Raw genomic sequence first — 20516 nt, forward strand, 5'->3', positions numbered from 1 at the left:
GCAAGGGCGCTTACCGGGAAGGCCGGACCACCACGGTGCACGTTTGCCCGGCGGCGAGGACGACGCCCTCCGGCACCTCGCCGATCTCGATCCGCACCGGGATCCGCTGGGCGAGGCGGACCCAGGTGAAGACGGGATCGACGGCGGGGAGGTTCTGCGCTCCCGTGGCGGTGTTGGCGTCGGCGATGCCGCGCGAGATGCTGTCGACCTTCCCTTCGAGTTCGGGGCCGACGCCCATGAGCCGGATCCGCACCCGATTGCCCTCGTGGATGCGGGGGAGCTTCGTCTCCTCGAAGTAGGCGGAGATCCAGAAGGAATGCTCGTCGACGAGGCTCACCTTGATCTCGCCCGGGCGGGCGAAGTCGCCGATCCGCATCGCGAGGTTGGTGACGTAGCCGTCGACCGGCGCGGAGATCACCGTCCGGTCGAGGTTGAGCCGGGCCTGATCGCGGGCCGCGACGGCGGCGGCGTGGGCGGCATGGGCGCGGACGGCCGCGCTGGAGGCCGTCTCGATCTCCTCCTGGGAGACGGCCATCGGGCCGATTCTTTCCCGGCGGGCGGCGTTCTCCCTCTGCACCTCCATTTCGGCTCCGGTCGCCTCGACCTGGGCCTCGGCCTGCGCGAGGGCGAAGCGGTAGTCGTCGTCGCAGAGGGCGAAAAGCGGATCGCCCTTCTTCACGCGCTGGTTGTCGCGGACCATGATCCCGACGATTTTACCGCCGATCTCGGGGGCGACGTTGGCGACCTGGACGCGCACCCGTCCGTTGCGGGTCCACGGCGCGAGCTGGTAGTGATACCAGAGCGCCCAGCCGGAGAGCGCCGCCAGCACGACGATGAGGCCCGTGCGGGCGTAACGTTTCGTCGTCTCGGAGTGGAAGTCGATCGGTTTCATGAGGTTCATAGAATGAGGGCCAGCAGGCCCAGGGTGATGACGAAGAGGCAGGCCTCGGCGAGGGGCCGATGCCAGACGTATCGGTCGAATTGAAGGGCGTCGAGGAGGGCGCGCAGCGGCAGGAACGCCGCCGCGCCGAGCGCGAGCACGACGACGAAGGGCGAGACGTAGAGGCCCGCGAGGTTGATTTCATGTTCCATAGATCCTTTCGTTCATCGGCTTCCGTTCCGGGTTCAAAAAGCGGGAGTGGGCCGCGAAGAACGCCTCGAGTTCGTCCGCGACGGCCAGGAGGCGGTCCCAGGCTCCGGGGTTTTCCGTCGGCGGCGTCATGGCGGCCAAGGCGGCGGTTGTCCTCCGGATGGCGGGAGAGACGGCCTCGGGTTCGGCCGCGATGTCGGCGACGGCGCGCAGGAGGGAGCGCCCGAGCGTTGCCGCCCGCTCGGGCAACGCGCCCTCGCGGAGGAGGTGGCGCAGCCGCAGCACCTCGTTGCCCGCGTGAACCGTCGCCAGGCCGCCCTCGTACCATTCGCGGGCCTGGCTCCCCCGGATCGCCGAGGGGTTTGCGGGATCGCAAAGGCGATAGACCCGGTCGAAGTTCCGCGTCTGCCACTCGGAGTGGGCGGGGATCGGTTCCTGCTCCGCCATTTCCTTCAGGCCGCTCCGCATGCGGGAAACCACGTGGCGGCGGGCGCGCCGCGGGTCGGGCGGCATGAAGAGCCGGAAGGCCAGGGTGGCGACGAGCGCCCCGGTCAGGATGGCGAGCGCGCTGTTGAAGAAGGCCGCCGGGTTGAACGTCATCGCATTGGACGGCTCCCCGACGAGGAAGAAGAAGATGCCGTAGGCCAGGCCGAAGGCGGTGCGGCGGGGGTTGAGCTGGATCATCGCGGCGGGGATCAGGAAGAGCGCCTCCGAGGCGGCGAAGAGGGCGAAGTCGCCGGTCCCCGCGAGGAAGTGATAGGTGCAGAGGTAGGCCGCTCCGATGCCGCAGGCGGCCCCCTTCATGAAATTCAGCGCCGCCGCCTCGGGATAGGGGGCCGAGACGAAGATGCTGCAGACCATGACGATCGGAATGATCAGGAAGGGCCCCGCCGACCATTGGCTCCCGATCCAAAAGGCCCCGGCGAGAAGGACGGCGAGGAAGGAGCGCGCGCCGTTGATCGCGGCGGCCTGGCGGTCGCGGTGGAAGTGGAGGCGGAAAGCCCGATCCGAAGGGGGAGCCGATCGCGATTCGTCCTGGAGGGCGAGGCAGAGGGTCAGCGCCCGTTCCAGGTGGGCGGCGAGGTCGGCCAAGCGGTCGTCGATCCGGGGGGAGGAGGTCGCCCTCGCCGCCTCGCGCACCCGCCGGTGATAGGCGCGGGTCTTCTCGAGGAGCTCGGCCTCCTTCCCCGCCGCCATCATCGCGGGCACCTGATCGAGCAGCGCCATCCCTTCGCGGTAGAGGGCGATGCTCCCGGCATCCCGGCCCAGGCCGACGCGGCCCAGGTATTCCTCCAGCGCCCGCTTCGCGGTGAGGACCGCGAAGAGGTCGGCCACGAGGCGGCGGGCCGGGCCGGCGCTCTGCCGCCCGCGCGCCGATTCCTGCGCGGCGAACTCGATCACGGGCTCGAGTCCGACCAGCGATCCGGCCAGCGACGGTCCCAGGGCGAAGCGGTCGGCCAACGCGCCTTCCAGCGGAAAGGCGGCGCGGCGGGCCGTGTCGGAGATCGCCTGGCGGAGCGATTGGATGAGCGCGGCCTGGGCCCGCCGGGGGGCGAAGAGAGTCGTCACCAGGAGGGAGCAGGCGATCCCGATGAGGGTCGCCGCACCCCGGGCCATCGCGATATCGAAGACCTTCTCCGGCGCGTGATAGGCCCCCAGACCGACCAGGGCCGTCATGAACCCGGCCGAGACGCCGGCAAAGCCGCGGAAGCGGGTGAGCAGCGAGGCGGCGACGGTGCAGGCGCCGACCCAGAGCGCCAACGCCACGATGAAGAGTTCGGGCGTCTGGGAGAAGAGGGCGATCAGGACTATCCCCATGAGGGCCCCGATCACGACGCCGACCATCCGGTAGAACCCCTTCGAGATCGCCATGCCCGGTGCGGGCTGGATCACCTGCCAGACCGTCAGGGCCGCCCACAGCGGCTCGTCGATCTGCAGCAGGAACGCCAGATAAAGCGCGAGGACGCAGGCCAGCCAGCTGCGGAGCCCGAAGGCGAACGCCTCGCGTCGTGCTGGAGTGAGGTGGATCATGGCCGTTCCGTTCGGATCGTTCGCGGCGCTCAGCGGCCCCGGGCGATGAAGCCGGGAACGCCGGTCTCCACCACCGAGTTGAGGCGGATCCGCGTCGGAATCGCGTCGATCTCGTCGAGCGCCGATTGGGGAAGGGGGAGGAGCGCGCGGCTCTCGCGGGCCCGTGCGGGGCTCTTCGGGGTGGTGAGGATCGCCGTGCCGCGCTGGATGCCCCAGGCGAGGAGGACCTGGGCGGGGGTCAGCCAATACTCCCGGGCGAGGGCGACGATCACCGGGTCGTCGAGGGGGCCGGGCCGGATGCCGTGGCCGAGGGGCGCAAAGGCGAGGAAGACGATCCCCTTCGCATGGCAGAATTCGAGCAGCTCCGTCTGGGGCAAATAGGGGTGGGACTCGACCTGGATCACGGCGGGCTTGATCCGCGCGGCCTCGTAGAGGGGAATCAGCGTTTCGAGGGTGACGTCGGAGAGGCCGATCGCCCGGCACTTGCCCTGATCGACGAGGCGTTCCATCGCCCGCCAAGTTTCGAGAAGGGTGACGCCGTCGTCGTAGACGATCCTGCCCTCTTCGTCGCGCGGGTCCATCTCGGCTCCGGGCGCGAAGGCGAACGGCGTGTGGGCCAGATAGAGGTCGATGTAATCGACCCCCAGCCGGGCACAGCTGGCATCGAACGCCGGTTCGACCCGCTCGGGCCGGTGATTGGTATTCCACAGCTTCGTGGTGAGGAAGACCTCCTCGCGGGTCATTGCCCCGCTCTCGAACCCGGCCCGGAGCGCCTCGCCGACCTCGCGCTCGTTCCGGTACCGTTCGGCGCAGTCGAGGTGGCGGAATCCGGCCCGCAAGGCATCGGCGGTCGCCCGCCGGGTCTCGGCGGGGCCGACGATCAGCGTCCCGAAGCCGAGGGCGGGGATCGCCCCGGCCCCCGAGGCGAGGGGGAGTGTGGCGAGGCGGAGGTCGATGGGGGGTTCCCATGTCGGATCGATGTTCATGAATTCCTTGATGCGGGGTTTGAAGAGGAGCGGCGGCCAGGGGTCCATCGGTTTGATCCCCGGCGCTATTCGCGCCAGGCCGAGTTCAGGATGATGCTGCAGAAGTTGGCCCGCTTGAACGCGGGGTCGTGGAGGGCGAGGACATCGTCGTTCACGGTGCCGAACGTCGTTTCGGGCTTGTGGCGGAAGCCTTCGTTGAAGGCGTGGATGATCTGTTCCTTGAAGTGGTCGCCCCGGGGATGGGCGGCGACGACGGCCTCCCGCTGCGCGTCGGGGACGTCGAGGTAGCCGAGGCCGAGGACATCCATCTCGACCCCGGCGGTGACGAGGGCGACCTCCGGTTTCTTGTGCTTCGGAATGCCCGGCGTGGTGTGGAGGGCGATGGCGTCCCAGACGATGTCGATCAGGGGCTGGTCGATCCCGTGCCGCCGCAGGAAGTCCTGGGCCGCGTTCGCCCCGTCGACCTCGAACCGCTCGGTCCCGCTGCGATACTGCGGGGTCAGCCCGATGTCGTGGAACATCGCGCCGATGTAGAGGAGCTCCGGATGGAACTTCAGCTTCCGGCGGGCCCCGGCGAGGGCCCCCCAGAGGTAGACCCGGGTCGAGTGGTGGAAGAGGAGGGGCGACTCGGTGTCGCGGACCAGTTCGGTGGCCTCGCGGGCCAGTTTGCTGTCGGGGATGCGGATGCCGGCGATCGAGGTGGTGCTGATGCTCATGGGACCATCATGGTCCCGCCCCCGGTCGATCCCCTATGCCATCGTGCCGACGATTCGTGCCATGCCTATTTGCCGATCCCGGAGGAACGGAACCGGCTGCGGTATTCGCCGGGCGTGGCGTGGAGCGAGCGGACGAAGGCGCGGCCCATCGTGTCGGCGCACTTGAAGCCGCAGCGCCCGGCGATCTCGTCGAGGCTCTGCGTCGTCCGCTCGAGGTGGCGGCGCGCGGCCTCGATCCGCAGTTCCTCGACGTAGCGGGCGACCGGCTTGCCCGCCTCCCCGGCGAAGACGCGCTGGAAGTTGCGCGGGCTCATCGCCACGCGCCGGGCCAGGGCCTCGACGGAGAGATCGGCGGAGAGATGCTCCGCCATCCAGACGCGGAGCTCATGAAGAGGCTTGCTCTCCGTCTTCTGCGCGGCGAGGGAGACGCTGAACTGGGCCTGGTTCCCGGGCCGCTTCAGGAAGACGACCATCATCCGGGCGACGTCGAGGGCGAGGGCTGCCCCGTGGTCCTCCTCGAGAAGGGCGAGCGAAAGATCGATCCCCGAGGTGACGCCCGCCGAGGTGTAGTAGTTGCCGTCCTGGATCCAGATCGGCTCGGGGTCGACGCCGACCTTCGGGTAACGCTTCGCCAGGTCGGCGGCGAAGGCCCAGTGGGTCGCCGCCCGCTTCCCGTCGAGGAGCCCGGCCTGGGCCAGCAGGAAGGTGCCGGTGCAGATCGACCCGACGCGGCGGCTGCGCGAAGCCGCCTTCCGCAGCCAGGCGATCGCGGCGGGGGCGGCCTTCCGTTCCTCCACGCCCCGTCCGCCGGGGACGAGGAGGGTGTCGATCTCCCCCCGGAAGGCGCGGTAATCGCCGTCGCACGAGAGGGAGAGGCCGAACATCCCCGCGATCCGTTTCCCCCGGACCGGCTCGGCGGCGATCACCTTGAGTTCGTAGAGGGGTTTCCCGCCCGCGAGCTGGTTGGCCGTCGCGAAGACGTCGATCGCCCCGATCAGGTCGATCTCCCGGACGGGGGGAAGACCGAAGAAGACGATCCGCTTGGTTCCGGAGGAGACGGCCATGCCGCTAGGATCGGAGCCCGGCCGGAAACGTCAAGCGCCCCGGCGCAGAATCGCCGCGCATCCGGCGCAGCCGTTCGGGGTGTCGCAGTTTCTCGGCAGGAAGTGTCTTCCAACAGGGCCGCCCGCGGGATCAGGAGTAAAAGGTCGGCTTCGGATGGGTGCCGAGGAGGGCATGGACGCCGAGTTCCCGGACCTTGTAGTCGATCGGGTCGTGGAGGGTGTGGAGGCGGGCGTTGCGCCAGAAGCGGTCGAGGCGGGCGGCGTGGACGGCGGCCTTGGCTCCGACGAGGTCGAAGATTTTGGAGGGGATGTCGAGAGCGGCGCGGGTCGTGGCGATCTTGGCGGCGGCGATGTCGAGGGCGGCTTCGCCCCGTTCCGCTTCGGTGAGGTTTTCTCCCTTTTCCCAGGTGTGCCGGAGGGAGCGGGCGGCGGCTTCGGCGAGGAGGGCCGCCGAGCGGAGGGCGAGGGCGATCTCGCCGTGGCGGGCCAGGAGATAGGGGTCGTCCTGGGGGCGCTCGACGCCGGAGGCGAGCCAGGGGCGCGTCGCCGCCGAGGCGAGGGGGAGGGCTTCGGCGAAGGCGCCCTCGGCGAGGCCGAGGTAGACGTGGACGAGGATCGATTGGGCGAGGAGGGGACGCAGGGTGGCGCGGATGTCGCCGAGGGGGCCGGGGGTGCGGAGGATCTCGTCGTCGCGGAGGAGGACGTTCTCGAAGAGGACGGCGCCGCTGTCGGTCTGGCGCTGGCCGAAGGCGTCCCAGTCGGCGAGGACGCGGACGCCGTCGCGGCGCTCGGCCAGGGGAAGGACGCCGACGAGGAGCTTGCCCCCGTGGGCCTCGTCGGAGGCGGAGACAACGAGAGCGTCGGCGTCGACGGAGCCGGAGCTGAAGCTCTTCCTGCCGTTGATCCTGCGTCCGCCTTCGGTCGCCGAGGCGAGGGTGCCGGGATCGAGCGGGTTGAGGGCGTTGCCCCAGAACCAGCGGCCCTCGACGGTGCGGCGGAAGAACGACTCCTGCTGGGCCTCGCTGCCGAAGAGGGCGACGGTGGCGAGGAGGAGGTGCTGGAAGCCGAAGAGGTGGGCGAGGGAGCCGTCGACGGCGGCGAAGCGGCGGACGTGGCCGAGGATCTCGGGCCACGGGGCTCCCTGTCCGCCGAGGGCCTCGGGGATGGCGAGGGTGAGGAGGCCGCTGGCGCGGAGGAGATCGCGCTCCGCCTGGGCGGTGCCGCCGAGGCGGTCGCGCTCGGCGGCGGTCCGGGCGAAGGTTTCGGCGAGGGCGCCGACGGCGGCGGAGCGGGTCTCGGCGGTCGAGAGGGGAGGGAGTCGGCTCATGGAGGGGTCATGGGCGGGTCAGCTCGCGCTCGCCAGCTTCCGGCTGGTCGAGGCGGCGAAGGGGATTTCGTTCGGGACGCAGGAGGCGGCGGCGGGGCCTTGCGGGTGGCTCCAGAGGCCTTCCTTTTGGAGGAGGGGCAGGACGCCCTCGGCGAACCAGTAGGCTTCTTCGAGGTGGGGGACGCCGGAGAGGACGAATTCCTCGATGCCGAGCGCGGCGTAGGCCTTGATCTTCGCGGCGATCTCGGCGTGGCTCCCGACGAGGGCGGTCCCGCAGCCGCCCCGGACGAGGCCGAAGCCGGCCCAGAGGTTCGGCTCGATCTCGAGGTTGGCGGTCGAGCCGTTGTGGAGGGCGAGCATCCGTCTCTGCCCTTCGCCCTCGCTCCGGGCGAGGCCCGCCTGGACCTGGCGGATCGTCTCGGGATCGATGGCGGAGAGGAGGCGGCTCGCCTCGGCCCAGGCGGCTTCCGGGGTGTCCCGGCTGATGACGTGGAGGCGGATGCCGAAGCGGACGCGGCGACCCTCGGCGGCGGCGAGGCCGCGGATCCACTCGATCTTCTTCGCGACGGCGGGAGTCGGCTCGCCCCAGGTGAGGTAGCTGTCGATGTGGCGGGCGGTGACGGGACCGGCCCCGGCGGAGGAGCCGCCGATGTAGAGGGGCGGGATGACGTCGGGCCGGTAGGGGAGGGTGGCGTTCTCGACCTGGTAGAACCGGCCCTGGAAGTTCACGTCGGGCCGCTCCCACAGGGCGCGGACGATCTGGAGGAATTCGTCGGCCCGCTCGTAACGTTCCGATTTGTCGGAGAAGTCGGCATAGGCGCGCTGCTCGACGGGCTCCCCGCCGACGACGACGTTGAGGAGGAGGCGGTTGTCCGAGTGGCGCTGGAAGGTGGCGGCCATCTGCGCGGCGAGGGTGGGGGAGATGAGGCCGGGGCGGACGGCGACGAGGAATTTGAAGGTCTTGGTGACCGAGGCGAGCATGGCGTCGACGATGAAGGCGTCCTCGCACCAGGCCCCGGTGGGGGTGAGGGCGCCGACGTAGCCGAGCTGCTCGGCGCTCCGGGCGATCTGGCCGAGGTAGTCGAGGTTGGCCGGACGCGCTCCTCCGGCGACTCCGGCGGGGAGGCCGTGGCCGCCGCCGACGATGTAACGGCTGTCCCCGTAGGTGGGGAGGAACCAATGGAATTGAAGGCTCATGGTGGTGGTGTGGGTGGTGGAAATCTAGCGGGTGCGGCGCTTCTCCGATTGGACGGAGGCATGCCAGGAGGCGAAGCGGCGCTCGATGGCGCGGGCGACGCTGTCCGAGGCTTTGCCGAGGAGGGCGTAGAGGCCGATGCTGACGAGGACGATGTCGGTTCTCACCATTTCCCGGGCGTCCATGGCGAGGTAGCCGATGCCGGAGGTGGCGGAGAGGGTTTCCGAGACGACGAGGAAGAGCCACATGTATCCGAGGGCGTAGCGGACGCCGAGGAGGATCGAGGGGAGGGCGCCCCGCAGGAGGACGTCGCGCAGGAGGGAGGCGCGGGTCGCCCCGTAGACCCCGGCCATCTCGACGAGGGCGGGATCGACGGAGCGGATGCCGTGGCAGGTGTTCAGATAGAGCGGGAAGAAGACGCTGACGGCGACGAGGAAGACCTTCGCGGTCTCGCCGACGCCGAACCAGATGATGACGAGGGGGACGAGGGCGAGGAGGGGGATGTTCCGCACCATCTGGAGCGGCGTGTCGAGGAGGACCTCGGCGGAGCGGAAGAAGCCGGAGGCGATGCCGAGGGCGAAGCCGACGGAGGCCCCGATCGCAAATCCGGCGAAGGCGCGGAGGGAGCTGACGAGAATGTCGTTCCCCAGCTCGCCCGAGAGGGTCAGCGTCCAGGCCGACGCGAGGACGGCGCTGGGGGGCGGGAGGAGGCGCGAGGAGATGAGGCCGGCGCGGGCGAGGATCTCCCACGCGACGAGGACGAGGGCGGGGAGGGTCCAGGCGGTCCAGCGGCTCCACGCGGGGTCGTGGAAAAAGCGCGAGAACGCGAAGGGGGCGCGGCGGGGTTGTTCCTCGCGCGACGGCGGCGAGGAAGCCAGGGCGACCGGGGCGGCAAGGTCAAATGAGAGGGACATGGTCGGCGAAGGGATGGACCTCGGCGAGGCCGAGGTCGGCGAGGAGCCGCTCCTTCCAATGCTGGAAGGAGGCGTCGGTCCGGACGCGGGGGCGGGGGAGGGCGATGCGGTAGTCGGCGACGATCTCGCCGGGGCTGCCGCTGAGGACGAGGATGCGGCTGGCGAAGAGGAGCGCCTCGTCGATGTCGTGGGTGACGAGGAGGAGGGTCCGCCCCGTTCCCTCCCAGAGGGTGAGGAAGTGGTTCTGGAGGCGGAGCCGGTTCAGGGCGTCGAGGGCGCTGAAGGGCTCGTCGAGGAGGACGAGGGAGGGGCGGGAGACGAGGGCGCGGGCGATGCCGACGCGCTGGGCCATGCCGCCGGAGAGTTCCTTCGGCATCGCCGCGGCGAAGCGGGTGAGGCCGACCCGTTCGAGGACTTCGTCGACGAGGGGTTCCTCCCCGGGCTGCGGTTTCGGCCCGAGGCCGAAGCGGACGTTCTGGCGGACGGTGAACCACGGCAGGAGGCGGGGCTCCTGGAAGACGACGCCGATCTCCCCGTGCCGGGGCCGGGTGCGGGTGATTTCGTGGCCGCGCCAGAGGGCCCTCCCGGTCGAGGGTTCCTCCAGCCCGGCGAGGAGGCGGAGGAGGGTGCTCTTGCCGCAGCCGCTCGGCCCGATGAGGGCGACGATCTCGCCCTCGTCGATCCGGAGGCTGACGGTGCCGAGGCCGGCGCGGGTGTCGCCGGAGCCGAAGCGGCGGGAGAGGGAATGGAGTTCGAGCATGGCGGATCAGCGTTTTTCGGAATGGGTGTCCTGCCACCGGAGGAGGCGGGTGGAGGCGCGGGCGAGGAGGGCGTCGGTCCCCTTGCCGCAGGCGGCGAAGAGGAGGAAGCTGGCGAGGAGGGTGGCCGGGCGGCCCGTCGTCTCCCCGTCGATGAGGAGGAAGCCGAGGCCCCGGCTGGCTCCCATGATCTCGGCGGCGACGACGAACATCCACGCGAGGGCGAGGCCCTGCCGCAGGCCGACGAGGTAGGCGGGAAGCGCCGCCGGGACGTGGACGGACCGGAGAAGGGCGAGGCCGGAGAAGCCGTGGGTGCGCCCGGCCTCGACGAGCTTCCGGTCGACGGCGCGGACCCCTTCCATGAGATTCAGGTAGATGGGGAAGAAGGCGCCGAGGGCGATGAGGGCGAGCTTGCCGGTCTCGGCGATGCCGAACCAGAGGAGGAAGAGGGGGACCCACGCCATCGAGGGGACGTTGCGGACGGCCTGGAGCGTCGGGTCGAGGAAGGCGCGGAGGGAGCGGGAGAAGCCGGCGAGGGAGCCGAGGAGCGTGGCGGCGGCCGCGCCGAGGGCGAAGCCCGAGAGGACGCGGGAGAAGGTGGCGGCGAGGTGGTCCCGCAATTCCCCGGAGGCGGCGAGGCGGGCGCCTTCGGCCCAGACGGCTTCGGGCGAGGGGAAGAGGCTGGGATCGAGGAGGCGGCTCCGGGCGGCGGCTTCCCAGCCGAGGAGGAGGAGGGCGGGGACGACGAGTCCGCGCCATCGTTCCTCGCGCGGGGGGCGGACGACCCGGGCGCGCTCCTCCCCCCGCTTCCCCGGCGGGGAAGCCGGGAAGGGACGGAGGGAGGGCGCGACCGCGGTCATGGGAGGAGGCGGCGACTTTTAGTTGGCGGCGACCTTCGGCAGGAAGGCGGGATCGACGAGGTCGGCGACGGTCTTCTCGACGTCGGTCTCGGCGGGGATGACACCGCTCTGCTTCAGGACGGAGGCCGAGGCCTTGATCGTCTCGATCTGGGGCTGGCCGATCGTCCCGTTGGAGAAGTCGATCCGGCTCCAGACCTTGGCGGCGACCTCGGGGGCGAGCTTCGCCTCCTCGGCGAGGATCTGCCGGGCCTCGTCGGGATGGGCGACGACCCAGAGGCGGGTCTTGTCGTAGACGGCGAGGACCCGCTTCACCGCGGCGGGATGCTCCCTGGCGAATTCCTCGCGGACGTTGAGGAAGCCATAGCTGTTGAAGTCGGGGTTCCGGTAGAAGAGCGGGTAGCCCTTCTCGACCTCGACCTGACCGATGAAGGGATCGAGGCCCGACCAGGCGTCGACGTCGCCCTTGATGAGGGCGTTCTTCCCGTCGCTGTGCTGGAGCGGCACCTCGACGATGTCCTTCTCCGTGAGGCCCGCCGTGGCGAGGGCGCGGAGGAGGAAGATGTGGGGATCGGTTCCCTTCGTGACGGCGACTTTTTTCCCCTTGAGATCGGCGACGGTCCTGATGCCGGTTTCGGGCCGGGTGACGAGGGCGGTCCACTCGGGCTTCGAGTAGACGTAGACGGCGCGGATCGGATTCCCGTTGGCCCGGCCGAGGAAGGCGGCGGCCCCGGCGGTCGAGCCGAAGTCGAGGCTCTTCGCCCGGAGGAACTCGAGGGCCTTGTTGCTGCCGAGGCTCTGGTTCCAGGAGACCTTCGTCCCGTCGGCGGCGAATTCCTTCTCGATCCAGCCGTTCCGTTTCAGGACGAGGCTGACGGGGTTGTAATAGGCGAAGTCGAGGTTGAGGGTTTCGAGCTTTGTTTCGGTCGAAGCGGGCGCGGCCTTCGCGTGGGAGGAGAAGGCGAGCGAGCCGACGAGGGCGAGGGCGACCGTGCGGAGGGTGGAGAGGGTGATGCGTTTCATGAGGATAAGGCGGGTGGGTGGGTCCGGATTACTTCGCCGCCGTCGTCGCGGTCTTGCCGAGGAAGGCGTCCTTCACCGCGATCGGCTTCGAGATCAGCCCGATGGAGAGGAAGGTGTCGGCGAGGCTCTGCTGGTAGGCGAGGACGGTGTCGTCGGGATCCTGGAGGCCCCGGGCCTGCTTCTTCGCGACGACCTCGAGGGTGTCGGCATCGACCTTCAACTCGGGGGCGAGGAGCTCGGCGACGGCGCGGGGGTTCTGGAGGGCCCACGCGTCGGCCTTGTTCGTCTCCTCCTTGAGGATCGCGAGGATCTTCGGCGAGGTCTCGGCGAAGTCGCGGCGGGCGAGGAAGTATTCGTAGTTCGCGATCGTCTTCTCGCCGTTGAGGAGCTCGCGGGCGTCGTGGGAGCGGGTGGCGACGGTCTGGTAGGGCTCCCAGACGGAGTAGGCGTCGACCGCGCCGCTGCCGAGGGCGGCGAGGCCGTCGCCGGGGATGAGGTAGACGGGGGTGATGTCCGAGTACTTCAGGCCGGCTCCCTCGAGCGCCTTCGCGAGGAAGTAGTTCGCGTTCGAGCCCTTCGTGACGGCGACCTTCTTCCCCTTGAGATCGGCGACGGTCCTGATGGGGGAGTTCTTCGGGACGAGGATCGCCTCGCTGGTCGAGTTCTTCGGCTCGTAGGCGACGTAGACGAGAGGGACGCCGGCCGCCTGGGCGAAGACGGGCGGGGCCTCGCCGGTCTCGCCGAGCTGGACGCTGTTCGCGTTGAGGGCCTCGAGGATCGGGACCCCGGCGGGGAACTGGACCCACTCGACCTTCACGCCGAGGGCGGCGAGGCGCTTCTCGAAGTCGCCCCGGGCCTTGAGGATCGGGAAGGTGCCGTATTTCTGGAAGCCGATCTTGAGCGAGGAGGGGAGCGTTTCGGCGTGGACGGAGGAGGCGCCGACGGCGAGGAGGAGCGCGGCGGCGAAGTGCTTGAAGAGGCGGGTGCGGATCATTTTTTTGGGGTTGGTTTGGATCTATATCTCTAGGCGTTTAGTAGACCAGATCGGGACGAGGAAGGAGTGGGTGGTGGTGGTTCGGAAAACATTAGGAGGCGAGCTTCGCCAGGGCGGCGCGGGCCGCCTTCTGGACGCCGGTATCGATGTCGGCCTGGGCGTCCTCGAGCGCGGCGGCGGTGGCCGGGCTGCCGTTGCCGATCTCGCCCAGGGCGTGGGCGGCGGCGATGCGGACGTCGGTGACCGGATGGCGGAGGAAGGGGATGAGCTGCCGGGCGGCGGGGGCCTTCAGCTTCCCGAGCGAGGAGAGGGCTTCCTTGGCGACCTGCCAGAAAGGGTCGCGGAGGAGTTCGAGGAGCGCGATGGCGCTCTCGGTGGCGGGGAAGCGGCCGAGGGCGATGGCGGCCTCGCGGCGGACCTGCCAATCGGCGTCCTTCAGCGCCGCGACGAGGTCGGGGACGGCGCTCGGCGCGGAGAAGAAGGCGACGGCCCCGACGGCGATCCGCCGGACCTCGGCGTCGGCGTCGGCCAGCGCCTGGCGGAGCGCGGGGAGGACGGCGGCGTCCCGCGAGTGGGTGAGGGTGATGACGGCTTCGCGGCGGACGTCGGGTGCGGCGTCCCCGACGAGGTGGGCGATGGCCTGGAGCGCGGCTCCCTTCCCGGCGAGGGGGAAGTGGCGGAGGGCGACGAGGACGCCGGCCCGCGCCGGGGCGGCCCGGTGGCCGAGGCCGGAGAGGAGGGGGAGGAAGGCGTCGGCGGAGCGGAATTCCCGCAGCGCGCCGCCCGCCGCGAGGGCGACTTCCTCGTCGGCGTCGCCCGCGGCCTCGATCAGGCCGGGGATCGCGGCGGCGTCGCCGAGTTCCTCGAGCGCCCCGGCGGCGAGCTTCCGGATCGTGACGTCGGCGTCGCGGAGGAGGGGGACAAGGTCGGCGGCGACGACGTCGTCGAGCTCGTCCTCGATCCCGGCGAGGGCGAGGCGGCGCGTGGCGGTGTCGGGGCTGCGGAGGCGGTCGGAAATGGGGAGGGTGGAGAGGCTCACGGCTCAGCGGATCAGGTAGGGGATCTTGACGGTGATGGCGTTCGTCGGGCAGTCGGCCTCGCAGGCGAGGCAGTACCAGCATTCGTCGAACTTCATGTGGGACTTGCCCTTCTGGAGGTCGATGGCGAGGCAGTCGACGGGGCACGACTCGACGCAGATATGGCAGCCGGTGATGCACTTCGCCTCGTCGACGACGACGGGGACGTCGAACTCCCGGGTCGTCTGCCGGTTCGGCGTCTCGCGGGCGACGAAGGCGGCCTCGCGCTCGGAGGCGAACTTCAGTTTCCCGGCGACCTTCTGGGGCGGCGTCTTTTCGGTGGGGGGCGTGCTCATGCGAGGGCGGGTTCGGGCGCGGCGGCGGAGGGTTCCTGGCCGAGGGGGACGGTCTCCCGGATGCGGAGGTTGCGGTAGAATTCCTGTTCGGCCTCCTCGATGGGGACGACGTAGGGCTCGACGGGGCGCTTGAAGAGGCTCATCGCGCCGTCCTGGCCCTTCTTCACGTTGACGTGGACGAACCAGTTCGCGTCGTCGCGCTCGGGGAAGTCCTGCCGGTAATGGTAGAGGCCCCAGCGGCTTTCGGTCCGGTAGAGGGAGGCGCGGGCGGCCATCTCGGCGCAGTCGCGGATGAAGGAGCATTCCTGCGCCCGCATGAGGTCGTGCGGGTGGGCCGCGCCGATCTGCTCGAGGTCCTCGCGGGCCTGCTCGAAGTAGGCGAGGCCCTGCTCGATCCGGTAGGAGGCCTTCGGCGGCTGGAGGTAATCGTTCACCCGGCGGCGGAGCTTGTATTCGACGAGGTGGGGCTGGATGCCGTCGGGGCGGGAGAGCGGGGCGAGGACGCGGGTCCGCTCGGCCTCGATCTGCGCGGCGAGGGCGGTGTCGGCGGGGGCGTGGCCCTTGTCCGCGACATAGGCGACGGCGCTCCCGGCGCTGATCTTGCCGAACGTGAACGCGCCGAGCATGTAGCCGTGCGGGACGGAGGCCATGTCCCCGGCGGCGTAGAGGCCGGGGACCGTCGTCTCGCCGAACTCGTTCACCCAGACGCCCGAGGCGCTGTGGCCGCTGCAGAGGCCGATCTCCGAGACGGCCATCTCGACCGGCTTCTCCCCGTAGTGGACGCCCCGCCCCGCGTGGAAGCGGCCCCGGCTGGGGCGCTCCGTGGCGTGGAGAATCTGCTCGATCTCGGTCACCGTCTCCGGCGCGAGGTGGTTCATCTTCAGGAAGACCGGCCCGTTGGGCCCGTTCAGTTCCTTGTAGAATTCGAGCATCATCTGGCCGCTCCAATAGTCGGAGAGCATGAAGCGGTGGCCCTTCGCGTTGACCGTGTGGCCGCCGTAGGGGCCGCTGACGTAGGCGCAGGCCGGGCCGTTGTAATCCTTGATGAGGGGGTTGATCTGGAAGCACTCGATGTTCGTGAGCTCGGCCCCCGCGTGGTAGGCCATCGCGTAGCCGTCCCCGGCGTTGCTCGGGTTCTCGTAGGTCCCCATGAGGTAGCCCGAGGCGGGGAGGCCGAGGCGGCCGCACGAGCCGCAGCAGAGGATCACCGCCTTCGCCCGGATGACGACGAACCCGCCCGTCCGCACGTTGAAGCCGAGGGCGCCGACGGCGCGGCCCTCGTGGACGAGGACGCGGGTCGCCATGATCCGGTTCTCGGTCTTCACCCCGGTGCGGCGGAGGACGCGGGTGAGGATCTTCTTGATGTCGTACCCCTCGGGCATCGGGAGGACGTAGCTCCCCTTCGGGTGGACCTTCTTCACGTCGTAATCGCCCGCCGCCGTCTTCTGGAACTTCACGCCCCAGGCCTCCAGCTCCTGGATCATCCCGAAGCTCTGCTGCGCGTAGGCGAGGATCGCCCGCTGGGGGACGATCCCGTCGTTGGCGAGGGTGATCTCGCGGACATATTGCTCCGGCGTCGCGTGGCCGGGGATGACGGCGTTGTTCACCCCGTCCATGCCGAAGGCGATCGCGCCGCTCCGCTTCACGTTCGCCTTCTCGAGCAGCAGAACGGAACCCTCCGGCAGGGCTTCCTTCGCCTTGATCGCGGCGACGCACCCGGCGGTGCCGCCGCCGATGACGAGGACATCGACCTGGAGTTCTAAATCGGACATTCCATAATGGAATACTATAACTATAGATTTTGTCTATAGTTTTTGATTTGGCTTGCTGTTCTCTCTTGTAAATTATACATAAGAATAATCTCCTATGACTCTCTTGATTCAAGAAAACGGTTCCATCCCTCTTCTCGCCATGGAGGGGAGGACGGGCACGGTCTCGCTCTGGCCGGGGGCGGTCGCCGCCTTGAAAGCCCGCGATACGGAGGAGCAACAGGAGTGGCTCCTCCGCCACGCCGAGCAGTTTTCCAAACGGGACGCCGATCGCCTCCGGAACTGGTTCGGCGCGGTTCCCGGTCCCGGCCCTGCCCGGCCCCTCCATTAAGGGAGGAACGCTTTCGCCCTATTTCTCGACGGGGCTGAGGCAGGCGAGGTCGTGCTGGAGCCAGTAGTCTTTCAAGGCCTTGCTGAACTCGGCCAGCTTTTCGGAGGCCGAGGGCTTGATCGAGTAGGAGTTCGCTCCCAGGGAGTAGGCGTGGGTGATGTCGTTGTCGAGGCCCGAGGAGGTGAAGACGATGACGATCATCTGGGCCAGGTCGGCCTGGCTGCGGATCCATTTGAGGACTTCGAGGCCCTTCACGAAGGGGATCTTGAGATCGAGGAGGACGAGGCCGGGGAGGGGGTAGACGAGCCGGTTGCCGTAGAGGCCGGAGCCGTTCAGGTAATCCATCGCCTTTTGTCCGTCTTCGGCGATCTGAAGGGGATTCAAGACGCCGGCCTTTTTCAGGGCGCGCTGCATGAAGAAAATGTCTTCGGGGCTGTCTTCGACGAGGAGGATTGATTTCATGTGCTGATGCCTTTGGCTCTGGGGAGGTCGATCCAGAAAGTGCTGCCCTCTCCGGGGATCGACTCGACTCCGGCGCGGCCGCCCATGAGTTCGGACGACTTGCGGACGATGGAGAGGCCGATGCCGGTCCCCTCGTATTCCTTGGCGACGTGGAGGCGCTCGAACATTTTCCAGATCGTTTCCAGATTCTCGGGCTTGATGCCGATGCCGTTGTCCCGGATGTGGATGCGGACCAGGGCCTCCCTCTTTTCCGTGAAGATGGTCACCCTCGGCTTGATCCCGGCGGCGATGAATTTCACCGCGTTTCCCAGGAGGTTCGAGATGATCTGGGTGAGGAGGGAGCCGGAGGCCATGACGGGCATCAGGATCCCCTCGACGGTGACGGAGGCGTGGGGTTCCTTGAAGAGGGGGTATTGGGCGATGATGTCGTGCGTGAGGGTGTCGACGTCGACCGTGTCGAGGGCGATGCTGGCCCGCGAAAGCTGGGCGTAGGTGAGGACGTCCTGGATCAGCCGGTCCATCCGGGTGGTGGCCCGGATGATCTGCTGGAGGTATTGTTCCCCGGTCGCGTCGAGTTTCCTGGCGTAGTCCTCGATCAGGATCTGGCTGTATTGCTGCATGGCCCGGAGGGGCTGGCGCAGGTCGTGGGAGAGGCTGTAGGACAGCAGCTCCAGTTCCTCGACCATCTTCTGGAGCTGGGCCGTCCGCTGGGCGACCCGTTCCTCGAGGAGCTGGGATTGGGTGGCGTTCATCTTGGCCAGGGCCTGGGTGGTTTCCCGCTGGGCGGTGATGTCGGAGCTGGCCCCGTACCATTTGACGATGTCGCCGGCCTCGTTCCGGGCGGGAAGGATCCGCGAGAGGAACCAGCGGTAGACGCCGTCGAAGCGGCGCAGCCGGACTTCGCTCTCCAGGGGGGAGCCGGTCCGGAGGCATTGGGCCCATTGTTCGGCCATGCGGGCGCGGTCTTCGGCGTGGACGAGGTCGCCCCCGCTGAAATCGACGCCGTGGGCGATGGAGAGGCCGGAGAACTCCGACCACCGCTCGTTGCAGAACTCGCAATGGCCGTCGGTCGAGAAGATGGAGACGAGATCGGGCGAGGCCTGGGTGAGCGCCTGGAGCTGCTCCTCGCTTTGGCGGGTTTTTTCCTCGGCGGCCCGATGGTGGGTGATGTCGCGCGAGACGGAGAGGAGCTGTTCGACCCGGCCGTCGGGCTGCCGGACGGGGGTGACGATCACGTCCCACCAGCGGGGCGATCCCTTGGCGGTGGGGCAGAAGCCCTGGAAGCGGACGGGCTGGCCGTCGAGGGCGGCGGCGAGCGCCTTCTCGACGGAGGGGCGGCCCGCCTCGGGCCAGAGGTCGGACCACCGCTTGCCCTCGTAGGGCTCGAAGTTGTCGATCTCGATGTTGTCCATTCCCGGCCCGTTCATGGCGAGGAGGTGGCCGTCCCGGTCGAGGAGGTTCACGCAGTCGGGGCTGTTCTCGATGACGGCGCGGGCGTACTCCGGCTTTTCGAAGACCGAGGAGGGGGCCGGGGTGGGGAGGGATGCTTTCACGAACAGAGGGGGGCGTTCATGGCGGGGAGATCAGAGGATCGTGACCTGGACGCTGCTCTCGATGATTCCGGCGCCGATGGCGTAGCGGGTGAGGCCGGCGGTGTCGTGGATGCGGAGCTTTTCCATGAGGTGGCCGCGGTGCTTCTCGACGGTCTTGATGCCGATGCCGAGCTCGGCGGCGGTCTCCTTGTTCGCCTTGCCCTCGGCGATGAGCTGGAGGACCTCCATTTCGCGCGAGGTGAGGCTGGCGGCTTTTTTGTTGGGCAGGCCGGAGCGGTCGTGCGGGGGCGGCTGGAGGGGATTGAAGCGCCGGGAAAGGGTGGGGCTGAAGAAGAGGTTTCCCTTGTGGACTTCGCGGATGGCGCGGCAGACGTCGTGAGAGGAGGTCTGCTTGAGCAGGAAGCCCCTGGCCCCGGCGGCGAGGGCGTTCTGGACGTAGGCGTCGTCGCTGTGGGCAGAAAGGATGAGGATCTTGACGGCGGGCAGTTCCCTGGCCAGCTGGCGGGTCGCCTCGAGGCCGTTGAGGAGGGGCATGGCGACGTCCATGAGGATGACGTCGGGAAGGAGCTTCTTCGCGAGGGCGATGGCCTTGCGCCCTTCCTGGGCCTCGCCGACGACTTCGATGTCGGTCTCGAGGCCGAGGATGGCGCGGAAGCCTTCGCGGACGATGGTATGGTCGTCGGCCAGTAGGACGGTGATCGGTTTCATGGGCGTGGTGACTTTTTTTACGGCGCGGCAGGCGTGCTTTTGGCTGGCTTGGCCTTGCCGAGCGGGATGTGGGCGGTGAGGGTGGTTCCCTTGCCCGGGGAGGACTCGACGTCGAAGCTCCCGCCGACCATTTCGACCCGCTCGCGCATGCCGAGGAGCCCCAGCCGCTTGCGCCCCCGGGAGGGGCCCGTTTCTTTGGTTTGAAAGGAGATGCCGTCGTCCTGGACGGTCATGGAGACGGAGTTCGGGAGTTCGCGGAGGGTGATCTCGACCCGGCTGGCGCGGGCGTGGCGGGCGACGTTGGTGAGGGCCTCCTGGGCGATGCGGAAGAGGGCGGTGCGGCGGGTCGTGTCGAGGCGCTCGATGCCGGCGGAGGCGGTCAGGCGGGTGTGGACGCCGGTCCGCGCGGTGAAGGCTTTCATGAAGGAATGGAGGGCGGGGATCAGCCCGAGGTCGTCGAGGACGGCGGGACGGAGCTCGCGGGCGAATTGCTGGACGAGGTTGACCGATTTTTCGACGAGGCGCTGGGTGCGGGCGATGTTGAGATCGAGGCTCCGGGTCTTGAGCTTGGCCTCCTTCTTGAGCGCGGCCAGCCGGATGGTGATGCCCGCGAGGGTCTGGGCGATGACGTCGTGGAGCTCGCGGCTGATTTTCTTACGCTCTTCTTCCTGGGCGGAAAGGATCTGGCGGGAGAGATGCCGGAGTTTCTGCTGCTGGAGGTCGGATTGCGCCAGGAGTTGGGCGTAATGGAGTTCGCTTCTCTTCAGGGCCTTTTCGGCCTTCTTTCGTTGGGTGATTTCTCGGCTCAGCTCCAGGTTGGAGGCGGCCAGCTCGACGGTGCTATGGCGGAGCGAGGCGATGAGCCTTTTCAACTGGGCGGTCGTTTCCTTGGCGTGGGGAGAGGGGCGGGGCAGGCCATCGGGTGACGGCGGGGATTGGGCGGGGCGGGTTTTCATGCGTCTTTTCGGGGCCGCTTTCTCCGAGCCAACAGGGGGGTCGCCCGGGTGAGCCACTGCAGGGTTTCGGCGATGTCCTTCTCCAGCCTGACGGTCTGGCTTCGGGCTTCCTTTTGTAGGAGGAGGATCTGGACGTGGACGCCGAGGAGGGTTTGCGCGATGTTGTCCTGAAGCCTGAGGCTGATCGCCCGGCGATCCCGTTCCTGCTCCAGCAACGTCCGACGCGTCAGTTCTCGCAATCCCGCAGGCAATTGCAAGGACTCCTTTGGGTGGAGGGGGGACTGGGGGCGTTTGATGTCCGGCATCCCGCCGATCCTCGGGCAAGAGCCGTCCCGCGGCTATGGGGTGAACACCCCAGTAGGGTTAGACCCCATGGCGGCGGGTAAGCCGGGAAGGCAGGGTCGATCCAC

The 20516-nt window shown here is 68.9% G+C and carries 22 protein-coding genes; 1 reads left to right on the top strand and 21 read right to left on the bottom strand.

Features of this window, described 5'->3' with window-relative positions; genetic code table 11:
• Positions 1-10: 10 nt before the first annotated feature.
• From BLU04_RS05740 to BLU04_RS05815, 16 genes are all read right to left on the bottom strand, one after another.
• Positions 11-901, bottom strand: coding sequence for an HlyD family secretion protein (locus BLU04_RS05740; RefSeq protein WP_197673042.1), 891 nt, complete (start codon positions 899-901; stop codon positions 11-13).
• A complete protein-coding gene (locus BLU04_RS05745) occupies positions 898-1092 on the bottom strand; it encodes a DUF1656 domain-containing protein (RefSeq protein WP_093283355.1) in 195 nt (64 codons plus the stop codon). The genes BLU04_RS05740 and BLU04_RS05745 overlap by 4 nt, the downstream gene beginning before the upstream one ends.
• Positions 1082-3121: an FUSC family protein gene (locus BLU04_RS05750; protein WP_093283357.1), complete on the bottom strand. Its 2040-nt coding sequence runs from the start codon at positions 3119-3121 to the stop codon at positions 1082-1084. The genes BLU04_RS05745 and BLU04_RS05750 overlap by 11 nt, the downstream gene beginning before the upstream one ends.
• Before the next feature lie 29 nt (positions 3122-3150).
• A complete protein-coding gene (locus BLU04_RS05755; RefSeq protein WP_093288480.1) occupies positions 3151-4107 on the bottom strand; it encodes an aldo/keto reductase in 957 nt (318 codons plus the stop codon).
• A gap of 65 nt (positions 4108-4172) precedes the next feature.
• Positions 4173-4823, bottom strand: a complete 651-nt coding sequence (locus BLU04_RS05760; RefSeq protein ID WP_093283360.1) for an HD domain-containing protein — start codon at positions 4821-4823, stop codon at positions 4173-4175.
• A 65-nt stretch (positions 4824-4888) separates the two neighbouring features.
• Positions 4889-5887: a GlxA family transcriptional regulator gene (locus BLU04_RS05765; protein ID WP_093283362.1), complete on the bottom strand. Its 999-nt coding sequence runs from the start codon at positions 5885-5887 to the stop codon at positions 4889-4891.
• Between the two features lie 130 nt (positions 5888-6017).
• Positions 6018-7214: an acyl-CoA dehydrogenase family protein gene (locus tag BLU04_RS05770; RefSeq protein ID WP_093283365.1), complete on the bottom strand. Its 1197-nt coding sequence runs from the start codon at positions 7212-7214 to the stop codon at positions 6018-6020.
• An 18-nt stretch (positions 7215-7232) separates the two neighbouring features.
• Positions 7233-8411: an LLM class flavin-dependent oxidoreductase gene (locus BLU04_RS05775; RefSeq protein WP_093283367.1), complete on the bottom strand. Its 1179-nt coding sequence runs from the start codon at positions 8409-8411 to the stop codon at positions 7233-7235.
• A gap of 24 nt (positions 8412-8435) precedes the next feature.
• Positions 8436-9323: an ABC transporter permease subunit gene (locus BLU04_RS05780; RefSeq protein WP_093283370.1), complete on the bottom strand. Its 888-nt coding sequence runs from the start codon at positions 9321-9323 to the stop codon at positions 8436-8438.
• Complete coding sequence (locus BLU04_RS05785; RefSeq protein ID WP_093283373.1) at positions 9307-10083, bottom strand: ABC transporter ATP-binding protein; 777 nt, start codon at positions 10081-10083, stop codon at positions 9307-9309. The genes BLU04_RS05780 and BLU04_RS05785 overlap by 17 nt, the downstream gene beginning before the upstream one ends.
• A 6-nt stretch (positions 10084-10089) precedes the next feature.
• Positions 10090-10941: an ABC transporter permease gene (locus BLU04_RS05790; protein WP_093283375.1), complete on the bottom strand. Its 852-nt coding sequence runs from the start codon at positions 10939-10941 to the stop codon at positions 10090-10092.
• An 18-nt stretch (positions 10942-10959) separates the two neighbouring features.
• The gene (locus tag BLU04_RS05795) at positions 10960-11961 is read right to left on the bottom strand and encodes an aliphatic sulfonate ABC transporter substrate-binding protein (protein WP_093283378.1); all 1002 of its coding nucleotides are present in this window, start codon (positions 11959-11961) and stop codon (positions 10960-10962) included.
• Positions 11962-11989: 28 nt separating this feature from the next.
• Entirely contained in the window at positions 11990-12955 is a 966-nt protein-coding gene (locus BLU04_RS05800) for an aliphatic sulfonate ABC transporter substrate-binding protein (RefSeq protein WP_093283380.1), read from the bottom strand.
• 91 nt (positions 12956-13046) lie between these two features.
• On the bottom strand, positions 13047-13994 hold the full coding sequence (locus BLU04_RS05805; RefSeq protein WP_093283383.1) for a HEAT repeat domain-containing protein: 948 nt from the start codon (positions 13992-13994) through the stop codon (positions 13047-13049).
• Between the two features lie 3 nt (positions 13995-13997).
• Positions 13998-14168 (bottom strand): 4Fe-4S binding protein, encoded by a 171-nt coding sequence (locus BLU04_RS17225; protein WP_093288483.1) that lies wholly within the window; start codon positions 14166-14168, stop codon positions 13998-14000.
• 155 nt (positions 14169-14323) lie between these two features.
• Positions 14324-16099, bottom strand: a complete 1776-nt coding sequence (locus BLU04_RS05815; RefSeq protein ID WP_093283385.1) for a fumarate reductase/succinate dehydrogenase flavoprotein subunit — start codon at positions 16097-16099, stop codon at positions 14324-14326.
• 94 nt (positions 16100-16193) lie between these two features.
• Between BLU04_RS05815 and BLU04_RS05820 the strand changes: the two genes are divergently transcribed.
• The gene (locus tag BLU04_RS05820; RefSeq protein ID WP_157895151.1) at positions 16194-16427 is read left to right on the top strand and encodes a hypothetical protein; all 234 of its coding nucleotides are present in this window, start codon (positions 16194-16196) and stop codon (positions 16425-16427) included.
• An 18-nt stretch (positions 16428-16445) separates the two neighbouring features.
• On the opposite strand, the gene BLU04_RS05825 is transcribed toward BLU04_RS05820, so the two are convergent.
• The 5 genes from BLU04_RS05825 to BLU04_RS05845 are packed head-to-tail and all read right to left on the bottom strand — an operon-like array spanning position 16446 to position 20363.
• The gene (locus BLU04_RS05825; RefSeq protein ID WP_093283390.1) at positions 16446-16889 is read right to left on the bottom strand and encodes a response regulator; all 444 of its coding nucleotides are present in this window, start codon (positions 16887-16889) and stop codon (positions 16446-16448) included.
• Positions 16886-18442, bottom strand: a complete 1557-nt coding sequence (locus tag BLU04_RS05830) for a PAS domain-containing protein (protein ID WP_093283393.1) — start codon at positions 18440-18442, stop codon at positions 16886-16888. The genes BLU04_RS05825 and BLU04_RS05830 overlap by 4 nt, the downstream gene beginning before the upstream one ends.
• Before the next feature lie 30 nt (positions 18443-18472).
• A complete protein-coding gene (locus tag BLU04_RS05835) occupies positions 18473-19150 on the bottom strand; it encodes a response regulator transcription factor (RefSeq protein ID WP_093283396.1) in 678 nt (225 codons plus the stop codon).
• Positions 19151-19167: 17 nt separating this feature from the next.
• Complete coding sequence (locus tag BLU04_RS05840) at positions 19168-20106, bottom strand: sensor histidine kinase (RefSeq protein ID WP_093283398.1); 939 nt, start codon at positions 20104-20106, stop codon at positions 19168-19170.
• Positions 20103-20363 carry a hypothetical protein gene (locus tag BLU04_RS05845; RefSeq protein ID WP_157895152.1) on the bottom strand — a complete coding sequence of 87 codons (261 nt, stop codon included), beginning with the start codon at positions 20361-20363 and terminating at the stop codon, positions 20103-20105. Before BLU04_RS05845 ends, BLU04_RS05840 begins: the two co-directional genes overlap by 4 nt.
• Positions 20364-20516 lie beyond the last annotated feature (153 nt).

The organism is Verrucomicrobium sp. GAS474, assembly GCF_900105685.1.
Lineage (GTDB): Bacteria > Verrucomicrobiota > Verrucomicrobiia > Methylacidiphilales > GAS474 > GAS474.